At 74.3% G+C, this 12,873-nt stretch carries 15 protein-coding genes; 4 read left to right on the top strand and 11 right to left on the bottom strand.

What is annotated here, in order from left to right:
* Positions 1–117 precede the first annotated feature (117 nt).
* Positions 118–1,353 carry an MFS transporter gene (locus tag ACZ6N8_RS28880; protein WP_466013906.1) on the top strand — a complete coding sequence of 412 codons (1,236 nt, stop codon included), beginning with the start codon at positions 118–120 and terminating at the stop codon, positions 1,351–1,353.
* Between the two features lie 43 nt (positions 1,354–1,396).
* On the opposite strand, the gene ACZ6N8_RS28875 is transcribed toward ACZ6N8_RS28880, so the two are convergent.
* Positions 1,397–1,783: a VOC family protein gene (locus ACZ6N8_RS28875; protein WP_466013904.1), complete on the bottom strand. Its 387-nt coding sequence runs from the start codon at positions 1,781–1,783 to the stop codon at positions 1,397–1,399.
* Between the two features lie 84 nt (positions 1,784–1,867).
* Positions 1,868–2,287 carry a YchJ family protein gene (locus ACZ6N8_RS28870; RefSeq protein ID WP_466013902.1) on the bottom strand — a complete coding sequence of 140 codons (420 nt, stop codon included), beginning with the start codon at positions 2,285–2,287 and terminating at the stop codon, positions 1,868–1,870.
* A 75-nt stretch (positions 2,288–2,362) separates the two neighbouring features.
* Here ACZ6N8_RS28870 and ACZ6N8_RS28865 point away from each other — a divergent pair, with 75 nt between their 5' ends.
* A complete protein-coding gene (locus ACZ6N8_RS28865) occupies positions 2,363–3,073 on the top strand; it encodes an MBL fold metallo-hydrolase (RefSeq protein WP_466013901.1) in 711 nt (236 codons plus the stop codon).
* Between the two features lie 19 nt (positions 3,074–3,092).
* Here ACZ6N8_RS28865 and ACZ6N8_RS28860 read toward each other — a convergent pair whose 3' ends face one another.
* The 3 genes from ACZ6N8_RS28860 to ACZ6N8_RS28850 all read right to left on the bottom strand — a co-directional run bounded on the left by ACZ6N8_RS28860 (position 3,093) and on the right by ACZ6N8_RS28850 (position 5,487).
* Entirely contained in the window at positions 3,093–4,253 is a 1,161-nt protein-coding gene (locus ACZ6N8_RS28860; protein WP_466013899.1) for a magnesium and cobalt transport protein CorA, read from the bottom strand.
* A gap of 48 nt (positions 4,254–4,301) precedes the next feature.
* Positions 4,302–4,913: a class F sortase gene (locus ACZ6N8_RS28855; protein ID WP_466013897.1), complete on the bottom strand. Its 612-nt coding sequence runs from the start codon at positions 4,911–4,913 to the stop codon at positions 4,302–4,304.
* Positions 4,914–5,001: 88 nt separating this feature from the next.
* On the bottom strand, positions 5,002–5,487 hold the full coding sequence (locus ACZ6N8_RS28850) for a hypothetical protein (RefSeq protein ID WP_139582903.1): 486 nt from the start codon (positions 5,485–5,487) through the stop codon (positions 5,002–5,004).
* A gap of 328 nt (positions 5,488–5,815) precedes the next feature.
* Between ACZ6N8_RS28850 and ACZ6N8_RS28845 the strand changes: the two genes are divergently transcribed.
* The gene (locus ACZ6N8_RS28845) at positions 5,816–7,060 is read left to right on the top strand and encodes a lycopene cyclase family protein (RefSeq protein WP_466013895.1); all 1,245 of its coding nucleotides are present in this window, start codon (positions 5,816–5,818) and stop codon (positions 7,058–7,060) included.
* Between the two features lie 10 nt (positions 7,061–7,070).
* On the opposite strand, the gene ACZ6N8_RS28840 is transcribed toward ACZ6N8_RS28845, so the two are convergent.
* Both ACZ6N8_RS28840 and ACZ6N8_RS28835 read right to left on the bottom strand, forming a co-directional pair.
* Entirely contained in the window at positions 7,071–8,180 is a 1,110-nt protein-coding gene (locus ACZ6N8_RS28840) for a serine hydrolase domain-containing protein (RefSeq protein ID WP_466013892.1), read from the bottom strand.
* A gap of 61 nt (positions 8,181–8,241) precedes the next feature.
* Entirely contained in the window at positions 8,242–8,970 is a 729-nt protein-coding gene (locus tag ACZ6N8_RS28835; RefSeq protein ID WP_466013890.1) for a tyrosine-protein phosphatase, read from the bottom strand.
* Positions 8,971–9,053: 83 nt separating this feature from the next.
* Between ACZ6N8_RS28835 and rnhA the strand changes: the two genes are divergently transcribed.
* Positions 9,054–9,527: a ribonuclease HI gene (rnhA, locus tag ACZ6N8_RS28830; RefSeq protein ID WP_466013888.1), complete on the top strand. Its 474-nt coding sequence runs from the start codon at positions 9,054–9,056 to the stop codon at positions 9,525–9,527.
* Between the two features lie 19 nt (positions 9,528–9,546).
* Here the strand turns inward: rnhA and ACZ6N8_RS28825 are convergent, their stop codons facing one another.
* The 4 genes from ACZ6N8_RS28825 to ACZ6N8_RS28810 all read right to left on the bottom strand — a co-directional run bounded on the left by ACZ6N8_RS28825 (position 9,547) and on the right by ACZ6N8_RS28810 (position 12,847).
* Positions 9,547–9,783, bottom strand: coding sequence for a preprotein translocase YidC (locus ACZ6N8_RS28825; protein ID WP_139582895.1), 237 nt, complete (start codon positions 9,781–9,783; stop codon positions 9,547–9,549).
* 72 nt (positions 9,784–9,855) lie between these two features.
* Positions 9,856–10,743 carry a pentapeptide repeat-containing protein gene (locus ACZ6N8_RS28820; RefSeq protein WP_466013886.1) on the bottom strand — a complete coding sequence of 296 codons (888 nt, stop codon included), beginning with the start codon at positions 10,741–10,743 and terminating at the stop codon, positions 9,856–9,858.
* 75 nt (positions 10,744–10,818) lie between these two features.
* A complete protein-coding gene (locus tag ACZ6N8_RS28815) occupies positions 10,819–11,916 on the bottom strand; it encodes a DUF5919 domain-containing protein (RefSeq protein WP_466013884.1) in 1,098 nt (365 codons plus the stop codon).
* Positions 11,917–12,040: 124 nt separating this feature from the next.
* A complete protein-coding gene (locus ACZ6N8_RS28810; RefSeq protein ID WP_466013882.1) occupies positions 12,041–12,847 on the bottom strand; it encodes an SDR family oxidoreductase in 807 nt (268 codons plus the stop codon).
* Positions 12,848–12,873: the final 26 nt, after the last annotated feature.

Raw genomic sequence — 12,873 nt, 5'->3', positions numbered from 1 at the left:
TTGTCTAGCATCGCCGACATGACCTGGCGATGTTGATCCAGCGGCGTAGGCCGATCCCGTGGACCGCCACGGACACCGCATGTCCGGTGTTCGTCTCGACTCCCACGGGAAGGCCAGATGATCCACACGACCTCGCGCGTGCCCGGCCCGGCGCTCCGCCGGCTGACGACAACCCTCTACGGGTACGCGTTCCTCAGTGACCTCGTCCTGCTCTACCCGCTGTACGTGGTGTTCTTCGCCGACACCGGGCTGTCGGTGGGGCAGATCTCGTCGCTCTTCGTCCTCTGGTCGGCGGCCGGCATCCTGTTCGAGGTGCCGTCCGGCGCGTGGGCCGACGTGGTGTCCCGCCGGCTGCTGCTGTGCCTCGCCCCGCTGGTGACCGCCGGCGGGTACGCGCTGTGGGTGCTGCTGCCGTCGTACCCCGCGTTCGCGGTCGGGTTCCTGCTCTGGGGGGCCGGCGGCGCGTTGGTCTCCGGCGCGCTGGAGGCGCTGGTCTGGACCGAGATGGACCGGCTCGGCGCGGCCGACCGGTACGCCCGCGTGCTGGGGCGTGCCCGCACGGCGGGCGTGCTGGGAGTGGTGCTCTCCGGGGTGCTCGCTGGTCCGGTGCTCGCGGCCGGCGGCTACCCGGCGGTGGGTGCGGCAAGCGTGCTGGCCTGCCTGCTCGCCACGACTGTCGCCGCGCGGTTCCCGGAGCACCGCGCCGTGCCCGCCGCACCCGACGACGATGGTGACCTGGGCTGGTGGGACACCCTGCGGGCCGGGGTGGCGCAGGTCCGTACCCGCCCGCCGGTGCGCTCCGCCGTGCTGCTGGTCGCCGTGGTCGCCGCCGACTGGGGCGCCCTCGACGAGTACACCCCGCTGCTGGCCCTGGACACCGGCGTCGGGCCGCGCGCCGTGCCGCTGCTGCTCCTGCTGCTCTGGGCCGGGGTCACCGTCGGCGGCCTGCTCGCCCCGGTGGGGGAGCGGTGGGGCGCCCGGGGCTACGCGGCGCTGCTGGGCCTGGTCGGTGTCGCGCTGGCCGGGGGTGCCCTGCTCCGGCACCCGGCCGGGTTCGTGCTGCTCGCGGTGGCATTCGGAGCCGCGCAACTGGCCACGGTGCTGGCCGACGCGCGGCTCCAGGCCCGGATCACCGGCGACAGCCGTGCCACAGTCACGTCGCTCGCCGGGATGGCCACCGACCTGCTGGTCATCGGGATGTACGCGGTCTACGGCCTTCTCGCCACGGAACTGGGCAACGCGGTGGCCTTCGCGGTGACGGCCGGGCCGTACCTCGTCGTGGCAGTGGTCCTGCTGCGCCGCCGCCGGCGCTCGGCGGCAGTGCCCGTCGCCGCCGCGCCCGGGTCGACCTGAGCGCCGCCCGGCGGCGGCCTCTTCCGGTCGCCGGGCGGCACGCTCAGCTCGCCAGGTGCAGGAACGACCACTGGTGGCCGTCGAGGTCCCGGAAACCGCGCATGTACATCGGCCCGTCGGCGACCCCTGGGCCGAGCGGCTCCCCACCGGCGACCGCGACCCGGTCGACCAACTCGTCGACCTGCTCGCGGCTCTGCGCCGACAGCCCCACGATGACCTCCCGGCTGGTCGCCGTGTCAGTGGCGGCGACCCCCGTGTACGCCTCGAAGGCCGAGCGGACGTGCAGCATCAGCCGGGTGGTGTCGGAGATGGTGAGCATCATGCTGTCGCCGGCCGGCGCGGTCTGGTCGCTGGTGAAGCCGATCGCCCCGTAGAACTCGGCGGCGAGGGTCAGGTCGCTCACCGCCAGGTTGATGAACGTCATGGTCATCGGAGGTCTCCGTTCAGCTCGGTGGGCTCCGGTCAGCTTCCCGCGCGGGACGCCGACCCGGCCCTCGACGCGCCGACGGCGGCGTCAGCGCTGGTCACCGTCGAGGTAGACCCACCGGCCGTCCTCGCGGACGAACCGGCTGTGCTCGGTGAGCGTGCCGGGCCGACCCGCATCCCGGTAGTGGGCGTGGAACGTCACGGTGCCGGCGCTGTCGAGCAGGCCGCCCCGCTCGGTGTCGACGATCTCCAGCCGGGTCCACCGCTGCCCCGGGTCCAGGTCGAGAAGGGCCGGCCGGGTCGAGGAGTGCCAGCTGCGCAGCAGGTAGCCGGAGTCGCCGAGGGCGAAGGCGCTGAACCGGGACCGCATCAACGCCTCGGCCGTCGGGGCCTGCGCCGCGCCGCCGTGCACCGGGGCGCAGCAGTGCGCGTACGCCTGCCCCGACCCGCACGGGCAGGCCCGCCCCGTTGTCGCGTTCGCCCGCCGCCGCGCACCACCCTTGCCCACGCCCTCATCCTGCCGCACCCGTCCGCGGGCCCCGACGCTGGCCGAGGGGTTGACGCTCGTCCCTAGACTCGCGGCATGACGCGCTCGCCCGCCGTGCCGCTCGCCCCCGACGTCTGGCGCATCCCCACGGTGGGCCGGTCGGCAGTCAACTCGTACGCCTTCGTCGACGACGACGGCAGTGTCACCCTCGTCGACTGTGGGCTGGCCAAGGCGCCGGCCCGGATCGTGCGGGGGCTCGCGGCGATGGGCAAGGTGCCCGCGGACGTCACCCGGATCGTGCTCACCCACGCGCACCCCGACCACGCGGGTGGCGCGGCGGAGATGTCCCGCCGCACCGGCGCCCCGGTCTCGGCGCACACCGCCGACGTGCCGTACGCCGAGAAGGGCCGCTCGCCGACCGGTGACCCGGCGGTGACCGGCGGCCGGTTCTTCGCCCGGGTCGCCGACGGCCGGTTCCCGGCGGTCGAGGTGGCGCAGCCGCTGGCCGACGGCGACGTGCTGGACGTCGGCGGTGGCCTGCGGGTGGTGCACACGCCCGGTCACTCGCCAGGTCACGTGTCGCTGCTGCACGAGCCGACCCGCCTGCTGATCACCGGGGACGCGCTGTTCAACGTGCTCGGGGTCCGCTACTCACCGAAGATCCTGTGCAGCGACTTCCGGATGACGCGGCAGACCGCCCACGTCCTGGGCGAGTTGGAGTACGACACGGCCGCCTTCACCCACGGCCCGGAGTTGACCGACAACCCCCGGGCCCGGATCCGCGCCTTCCTGTCCCGCCACCGGTGAGCACGGCGGGCCGCCGCCGTCAGAGCCAGCCGGAGCGCCGGAACAGGCGGTACAGGGCCAGGGCTGCCGCCGCCATCAGCGCCACGGCGCCCGCGTAGCCGTAACGCCAGGCCAGCTCCGGCATGTGCTCGAAGTTCATGCCGTAGATGCCGGCGATGCCGGTCTGGGTCGCCGCGATGGCAGCCCACGCCGCGATCTTGCGCATGTCGTTGTTCTGCTCGACCGCGAGCTGCGCCAGGCGGGACTGGACGATCGAGGTGAGCAGGTCGTCGTACGCGGCCACCCGGTCGACCGCGCGGCTCAACCGACCGTCGACGTCCACGAACCAGCGGTGCAGCGTACGCGGCGGGCCGGCGGGGCCGTCCGGGGTGAGCAGCGTGCGCATCGGCGCCTGCAACGGCAGGACCGCCCTCTTGAACTCCACCACCTCCCGCTTGAGCTGGTAGATGTGCTGGATGTCGGCGGAGCGGTCGCGGGCGAACACGGCCTCCTCGACCCGTTCCAGGTCCCGTTCCACATGCCCGGCCACCTCCAGGTAGGAGTCGACCATCCGGGCGCAGACCGCGTACGCGACCGCCCACGGGCCGGCGGCCAGCAGCGCGGGCCGGCGTTCGATGTCGGCCCGTACGCTGCGCAGCGCCCCGGCGGCGCCGTGCCGCACGGTGATGGCGAACCGGTCACCGAGCAGCACCATCACGTCGCCGGTGTCGATCACCTCGGAGGTGTCGGTCAGCTCGTCGTGCTCGACGTACCCGGCGGTGCGCAGCACCAGCAACGTCACCGGCCCGTGTGGCTGCACGGTCGGCCGGTGCCCGTCGGCGAGCGCCTGCTCGACGGTCAGCTCGTCGAGGCCGAAGGTCCGGCCCACCGCGGCGAGCGCCGCCGGACCCGGGTCGTGCAGGCCCAGCCACACGAAGGCGTCACGACCGCGCCGGGCCCGGGTGTACGCGTCGGCGTAGTGCGGGCGGCCGGGCTCCCGTCGTCCGTTGACGTAGACGGCGCAGTCGACCACGGCGTCCGGGTTGGACAGGCGCGGGGTGGGGGAGTCGTCCTCGGCGCGTCCGAGCAGTCGACGGGCCAGCGCGCGTACGCCCCGACCGGCCCGGTCCCGTACCGTCCGCCCGTCCGCCACCGCGTGCCCCCGTCGCCGCCGTACCGCCCCGATCACCGATCGTGTCACCGCATTCTGCCCAGCGGGGTCGGGCGTGCGACAGGCGGGCGGCAGGGCTCAGGCGGTGCGGGTGGCGAGGACGACGATGTTGTCCACGTAGTTGCCGGTGGCGGCGTCGAAGCGCCCGCCGCAGGTGATGAGACGCAGGGCTGCGACGTCCGCCGGGCCGTAGACGAGCGCGGTGGGGAACCGGTCCTTGGGGTACGCGCGCACGTCGTCCACAGTGAACGTGGTGACCCGGGCGTCGGCCCTGGTGACCTCGATCTCCTGGCCGGCGCGCAGGCGACCGAGGTCGAAGAAGACCGCCGGGCCGGTGGGTGAGTCGACGTGTCCGACCAGGACGGCGTTGCCGGTCTCGCCGGGGCTGACCCCGTGCCGGTACCAGCCGGCGAGGGCGGGCCGGTCCAGGGGTGGCACCTCCAGCACCCCTGCGGTGTCCGCGCCGACGGGGACGATCTCGGCGCGTACGTCGATGGCGGGTATCCGCACCCGGACCGGCGCGGAGCGCGACATGGGCGGCAGGTCCGGCGCGGGGTGGGTGCGGGTCGGCGCGTGGGCCGGCGGCTGTGGTGGCCGCGCCGGGTCGGCGGTGAGGCCGACGGTGATCAGCCCCAGCCCGGTCACGCCGAGCACTGCGACCACGGCTGGCAGGGTCCGCCGCCACCACACGTGCGTGCCTCCGTACGGGATCGTCGGGGTGCCCGCGCCGGTGTCACCGGCACGGGCACCCGTCCTCAGGGATGGAGCGGGTCGCCGGTCAGGCGACGGCGGACGCCGGTCGGCGCCGGCGGAACAGGACCACCGCGCCGGCCAGGGCGGTGCCGAGCAGCGTGCCGCCGGCGGCGAGGGCGCCCGTGTCGCGGCTGTCGCCGCCGGAGCCGGCAGGTGCGCCGCCGATCGGCGTGACGGTGAACGTGGCGCTGCCGGCTGAGCTGCCGTCGCCGCAGGTGGCGGCCACCGTGTACGTGCCCAGGGTGAACCCGGCGGTGAAGAGTTCGGCGCTCAGGCCGCCGCCGGCGGCGGCCGTGGTGGATCGGACGTTCTGGTCGCGGTTGGGGCCGGTGACGCGGAAGAGGGCGTCACCCGACTTCGGGTTGCAGGTCGTCGCGGTGAGCACGACGGTTCCACCGACCGGGGTGGTGGCCGGTGACACGGTGGTGTCGGCCAGCGCGGCGCCTGGCAGCAGGAGCGTGCCGAGGCCCACGCCGAGCGCCGCTGAGCAGAGTGCTGTTGAGACCTTCATACGCGTCTTCCCTCACTTTTCGTCCGCTGACTGCGTGGGACGTCGTTCGGGTGGCCAACTCCGTGACTAGCACCGGTGTGCCCAACACTAGGTGGGTTGGGACCTCGATCCGGTGAAAATGAGAAATCCTCGTTGCCGTCACGTGTCCACCCGAAGGCGGGGAGAGCTGCCCAAAGGCCCGGACGGGCCGACCGGCACCGGTGCTCCGTCGATGTCTCCTGCGGGCAAGCTGTCGTCGCTGGGCCGATGGCGAGGTATCGCGTCGCCTGTCCCAACGGTGCCGGATGCGGCGCGGAACAGGGCGGGGCCGTGTGGCAGCGTGGTGCGGGTGACCGACTCCGCGCCACTCGACGTCGACCTCGCGCTGCTCGGCGGCGGCGGCGCCGCGTCGCTGCTGCTCGCCGCACTGGACCGGCACCACGTCCGCGACCTGCGGATCGCCGTCGTCGACCCGGTGCGCCGACGCGGCCAGGACCGCACCTGGGCGTTCTGGGGCAGCCCGCACGACGACCTGGACCCGCTGCTCAGCGCGAGCTGGCGGCAGGTCGAGGTGGCCACGCCCGCGCGGCGCCGCGTCCTGGACCTCACCCCGCTGCGGTACGCCATGCTCCGCTCCGGCCCGGTCTACGACCGGGCTGCCGAAGCCGAGCACCGCCTGGGCGCCACCCGGATCGTCGCGCCCGCCCAGGCGGTGACCGACGACGGCAGCCGCGTGGTGGTGCGCACCGGCGACGGATCGGTCGTACGGGCCGGCTGGGTGCTCGACTCCCGCCCCCGTCCACCGGCGCGCGCGGGTCGTACCACCTGGTTGCAGCACTTCCGCGGCTGGTGGCTGGAGGCCGACCGGCCCGTCTTCGACCCGGAGCGGGCCGTGCTGATGGACTTCCGCACCCCGCAGCCGCCCCGGGGCGTCTCGTTCGGGTACGTGCTGCCGGTCAGCGACCGCTACGCCCTTGTCGAGTACACCGAGTTCTCCCCGGAACTGCTCACCGACGCCGGCTACGACACGGCGCTCGCCGCGTACCGGGACCTGCTCGGGTTGGACCCGGCCGGGCTGCGGGTACGCGAGGTGGAGAACGGGGTGATCCCGATGACCGACGCGCCGTTCCCGGCCCGGCCGACACCCCGGGTGGTCCGCCTCGGCACGGCCGGCGGCGCGACCCGGCCGTCCACCGGGTTCACCTTCTCCGCCATGTACCGCCAGGCCGACCAGGTGGCCCGCGCGCTCGCCGCCGGTCGCCCACCGGTGCCGGCACCCGCGTACCCGCGCCGGCACCGCTGGATGGACGCGGTGGCGCTGCGCGCGCTGGACCGTGGTGGGGTCGGTGGACCGGAGTTCTTCGACAGGCTCTTCGACCGCAACCCCGCCGAACGGGTGCTGCGCTTCCTCGACGGGGTCACCACCCCGGCCGAGGAGGTCGCGATCATGAACTCCACCCGGCTGCTGCCGATGATCACCGCCACGGCCGGCGACGCGGCGCACCGACTGCGCGACCGCCTGCGCCCCACCCGGCCCGCGCCGGCCATCCCGGCGGCAGTGGTGGGCGGCGCGCCGACGATCCCGCCGAGCTGATCCGGGCAGGTCAGCGCCGGGCGGCCACCGCGTCGCGGACGAGCACCCGCAGGTCCTCCATCGGGTCACCGTCGCCGGCACCGAGCAGTGTCTTCGTCGCCGCGACGGTCAGCCCCAACCCGGGGTAGGCGTAGGCGAGACTGCCACCGCTGCCGGCCGCGCCGAACGAGCCGTCGGGATCCACCGCGTACCCGAGGCCCCAGGTGCCCTCCTGCCCGAACACCCACTCCGGGCCGGGCAGGTCGGGGGTGGTGGCGGCGCGCAGCCGGATCGGCGAGATCAGCCGGACGCCGTCCACCTCGCCGATAAGCGCGGCGAGCATCCGGGCCGCGGCGCGGGCCGTCATCGTGCCGGTGGCCGGCACGTCGGCGGTGAGGACATCGGCGCGGGCGCCGATCTCCGCGCCGGGGCGCACACCGGGCGGGGCGACCCGGTCGAAGTTCGGCAGGTTCGCGCCGGCGTACGCGAACAGCGCGGACAGGTTGCGGTCCTCGACCCGCGCCAGCCGGCTCAGCTCGGTCGGCGGGACCCCGAGGTACAGCTCGTCGCGTACCCCGAGCGGGCCGGCGACGTCCTCGGCGAGCACCTGCGAGACTCGCCGGCCGGTGACCCGGCGGACCACCTCGCCGACCAGCCAGCCGAACGTCCACGCGTGGTACGCCTTCAGCTCCCCGGGCCCGGCGATCGGCTCCGCGTCGGCGACGAGGGCGCACATCCGGTCCCAGTCGGTGAAGTCCTCAGGCGTGACGTCCGCCGGGAGCACGGGGACTCCCGCCGTGTGGGTGAGCGCGTGCCGCAGCGTGACGCCGCCCTTGCCGTGCCTGGCGAACTCCGGCCACACGTCGGCGATCCGCAGGTCGTAGTCCAGCTCCCCGCGTTCGACGAGCACGTGCACCACAGTCGCGGTCAACGCCTTGCCCGTGGACGCGCTCCAGACGGGCGTGCCGGCGGTCAACGCCCGGCCGGTGGCCCGGTCGGCCAGCCCGGCGTGCACCTCCAGGATCGGCTCACCGTCGAGGTACGCGGCGACCTGCACACCCGACTCCCGACCGGCGGCGATCAGCTCGTCGATCCGCCGGCGCACCTCGGCCCGCAGGCCGTCCCAGTTCCCGTCGTCCATGACGATCGACTCTGGCAGACCGGCCGGAGCAGCGCGCGTGATTATCGGTGGCCGCGCCGACTCAGTGGTCCAGCAGACGCTCGCGCAGCCGAATGGTCAGCGCCTCGTCCACGCCGAGCCGGTCGGTCACGTACCCGACGACGGAGCCGTGCGTGGCCGTCAGGTCGGCCAGGAAGTGCCTGATGATCGCCTCCGGCGCCCGCCCGTACCCCGGCCACCGCAGCTCACGGTCGGGATTCAGGGCCCGCCAGTCGGCGACCAGCCGTTCGGTGGCCAGCTCGGTGCGCGCGAAGTCGGCGGCGATCTGGTCCTCGTCCACCCCGAGCACCGCCAGCAGCAGCGCTGCCAGCAGGCCGGTGCGGTCCTTGCCGGAGGCGCAGTGGAAGACAAGCGGACCGTCGGCGGCGGCGATCACCTCGAGCGCCTGGCGCAGCTCGTCCACCCCGTCCTCGGCGACCTCGGCGTACCGGTCGGCGAGGTAGCGCCACGGGTCCAGCGCCGGGTCGATCGTCGCCTGGTCGTAGGGACGGTGCTCGACGCTGAGGTTGTGCCAGGTGAGCCCCGCCATCTCCGGTGCCCGGCCGCGCGCGGCGATCTCCCACGGGTACCGCAGGTCGATGACCGTGCCGACCCCCAGAGCCCGGAACCGGTCCAGGTCACCGCCGCTCAACTTGCCAAGGGAATCCGAGCGGTAGAGCAGGCGCCAGCGCACCGTACGCCCGTCGTCGGTGCGGTAACCACCGAGGTCGCGGAAGTTGTGCAGGCGGTCGAACGTGACGTGTCGATCCATCCGGCCGACCCTAGCGGGCCCCGCCCGGCGTGGCGGCCCCCCGAGCGCCGGGCGTGGCATCGCCGCCCGGTAGGTTCGCCTGCATGGTGGACGCGGCGGCCGGCAGGGGCGTACAGATCTGGACCGACGGGGCGTGCAGCGGCAACCCGGGGCCCGGCGGCTGGGGTGCTCTGCTGCGCTACGGCGACCACGAACGGGAGCTGTGCGGCGGCGAGGCCACCCCGACCACCAACAACCGGATGGAGCTGATGGCGGCCATCCAGGCGTTGGAGAGCCTGAACCGCCCGGTCACCGTGGAGCTGCACACCGACAGCACGTACGTGCGCAACGGCATCACCAGTTGGCTCGCGTCGTGGAAGCGCAACGGGTGGCTGACCGCCGCGAAGCAACCGGTGAAGAACGCCGACCTGTGGCAGCGACTGGAGGCGGCCTGCGAGCGGCACCAGGTCACCTGGCTGTGGGTCAAGGGGCACAACGGGCACCCGGAGAACGAGCGCGCCGACCGGCTCGCCAACAAGGGCATGACCGAGGCGCGGGGCGCGCTGGCCAGCCGCTGAAACCGCGCCGGGCCCGCCCTCAGCGGGTCGCGTCCGGATGCCCCGGCATGCTCGACCCGCCTCCGCTGCTGCCGGACGAACCGCCGGTCATGCCCGAGCTGTTGTCCTCGGTCACGATGTCCGGTGGCACGTCGGTGTCGTCCGGCGGCGGGACCTCGGTGTCGGCCTCGACCTGCACCAACGGCACCTGGCCCGCCTCGTCCTCGGCATGTGCCGGGTCAGCCGGCAGCTCACCGTCGCGCTTTCGGTAGCCCACGCCGTGCCCCCCGTCGATGCCGTACCGCGTCGGCGGTGGCTACCCGGCGTGGTCAGGGCCGAAACCTCGCGCTCAGCGGTGCCGGCTCCGTCGGCCGCGACCGCCGGCCCGCGACGCCTGGCCCACCGGGGTGAGCGCGAGTGCCGTCCAGTGCGCCGGCCGGGTGCGGGTCGCCGGCAGCCCGGTGCGGACGTCTCCCCGCGCGGCATCGAGCTGGGCCTGGTGCAGGAAGAGGGTCGTGCGCAGGTCCGCGCCCCGCAGGTCGGCGCCGCGCAGGTCCGCGCCTGTCACGTCCGCCAGGCCCAGGTCGACGCCGCGCAGGTCGGCGCCGACCAGCAGCGCGCCGCGCAGGTTGGCCCGGCGCAGGTCGACCCGGCGCAGGTCGGCCCCGAGCAGAGGCGCGCCGCGGTGGTCCGGGCCACCCGGGGAACGCGCCGCCTCGCTGGCCCGCGACAGCAGCGGGTTGATCCGCTCCCGCTGCGCGGCGACGTCCACCGCGCGGAGCCGCGCGGGATCCCCCACAGTGAGCGCCGCGATCTCGGCGCGGGCGCGGTCCAGCTCGGCGCGCAGGTCGGCCGGCGGGCGCAGCGCGACCGCCTCGGTGAGGTACCAGAGCAGCTCGTGCAGCGGGCGCAGCACGGTGAACGCCTCCGCCATCGCCGGCAGCGTCTCCGGTGCGTCGCGCCAGTCCCGCCCGCCGAAGGTGACCTGGGCGACCTGCTGCCCGGCGCCGAAGCAGTCGAACACCGTGCAGCCGGGGAACCCGCGCTGCCGCAGCTCGGTGTGGATGCCGCAGCGGTGGTCGGCGCCCAGGTTGGGGCAGGGCTTCCCGGCGGGCTTGTCGATGGCGAAGTCCGCCGACCTGGCGAACGCGGGCACCACGCAGCACAGCCCGAAGCAGCGCCCGCAGTCGGCGCGCAACTGCGCCGAGCCGGGCGGCGGTGCGGGGCTGGACGGCACGGGGGACGTTCCTTTCGCCAACGGACGCGGGTGCCCCGATTGTCCCGCGTGCCGACCCGTCCGACCGGTCGGGGGTCACCGTCCGTGCGTGTCGCCGGCCGCCGAGGAGCGGGGTGCCGGCGTACGGGGACCGCCGGGTGACGGCACCAGCCGGCGGATCGCCCGTTCCCCGCCGTCGTGCCCGTACTTCTGGTCGAACTGCCGTGCCACGACGGCGGCCGGCGTACGGTCCCCGTCCACCGGCTCGGCCAGCTCGAACACCGCGGGGGTTGCCCCCGGCGCGCGGGGCGGCAGCACGGCCCGCACGGTCAGCGGCCCGGTCACCCGGAAACCGCTGCAGTCGACCCAGTGCTGCCCGTCCACGGTCACGTAGGGCACCCGCACCTCGACCACGTCCAGGTCGTCGTGGCGCAGTGTGACCGCCACCGACAAGTACCGCTCCAGGTCCAGGGTGGCCTGCGGGTGCTCCCACAGCTCCTCGAACCGGGCGTGCACGAACCCGCCCCACGGGCTGTCCATGTCCACCTCCAGCTGGGGCACGTTGAACGAGAGTTTCCCGATCGGGAAGAACGAGATGAGGGCACGCCCGTCCCACTGGTAGAGCTGGATCGACGGGGACGCGTCGTAGAGCCGGACCTGCAACCGGTGTCGCAGCCGGGCGTCGAGGGTGTCGGCGAAGGCGGCCAGGTGGCGCAGATTGGTACGGATCTGTCGCGGCACGTCCACCCGCTGCCGCTCCAGTTCCTCGGAGCGCTGCTGGGCGGCGGTGCAGTCCGGGTCGAGCAGGAGCAACTGCACCTGGGCGCCGTTGGTGAGCGCCGCGCGTACCGCGGTAAGGGTCTCCTCGCGGTGCCGCTGCTCCAGCAGGATCGTCCACGTGTCGAGGATGCGTACCCGACGGGCGGAGCGGTGCAGTCGCGTGACGAAGGCCTGCTGGTCGAAGCTCAGGTGCTCCTGCACCCGCGCCTTGCGGGCCTCCTCGAACAGCGGGTCGAAGATGACGTACGAGATGGCCGCGAGCACCACACTGGCACCCAGGTTGAGCAGGAGGTCACTGAGGAAGCCGCTGCTGCGCCAGGCCGCCAGCAGCATCACGACCGCCACCGCGAGCAGCGGCCCGCCGACGAGCAGGGCACGTCGTTGGCGGCCACCCCGACCAGCCCACCCGGGCATCCGGTTCCCCCTTCGCCGTCGGTCGACGCCACCGCCGATCACCGGAATGCGGAGGATACGTGCCCGCTTTGCCGCCCGCTGTCCCCTTCGCGACCGGCCGCGCCGGGTCGTCCCGCCCGTCCGTTCAGACCTGGCGCCAGTCGTCGGTGGTGAGGGCGTTCGCCTGTGGTCCCATCAGCAGCATGCCGCCGTCGACAGGCCAGGACGCCCCGGTGACGTACGCGGCGGCGGGGGAGGCGAGCAGGGCGACCACGGCGGCGACCTCCCGGGCGTCACCCGGCCGACCCACAGGTACGCCCGGCCTCCGCTCGGTGAACGGGTCGACGTCCTCCTGACCTGTCATCGGCGTGGCGATCTCGCCGGGGGCGACCGCGTTGACGGTGATCCCGTCGGCGGCCAGCTCCTGTGCCATCACCCGGGTCAGCAGGCCCAGCCCGCCCTTGGCGGCGCAGTACGCGGCGGAGCCCACCCGGGGTGCGTGCTCGTGCACGCTCGTGATGTTGATGATCCGTCCGCCGAGGCCGCCGGCCCGCATCCGTCGCGCGGCGCGTTGCGCGCACAGGAACGGCGCGTCGAGGTCGACGGCGAGCACCTCGCGCCACTGCTCCCACCCCGTGTCGACGAACGGCGTCGAGGCGCCGGTGCCGGCGTTGTTGACGAGCACGCCGATGCCGCCCAGCCGGTCGGCCAGCTCGTCCACCACCTCGGCCGCGTCCGGCAGGCCGGTCAGGTCCACCTCGGCCACCTCGCAGCGTCGACCGGTGGCGCGGACCTCGGTCCCGGTCCGCTCGGCGCCGTCCGGGTCGCCGTACCAGGTGATGCCGATGTCGAAGCCGGCTTGCGCCAGGGCGACCGCGCAGGCCTTGCCGATGCCGGAGTCCGCGCCGGTGACCACGGCGATCCTCGGGTAGTTCTCGTATCGCTGAGGCATGGGTGGGCGATACCCCGGGGCGGCGC

It is taken from the genome of Micromonospora sp. NPDC047521, from assembly GCF_055587305.1.
This window is presented reverse-complemented; position numbering and strand designations above follow the sequence as displayed.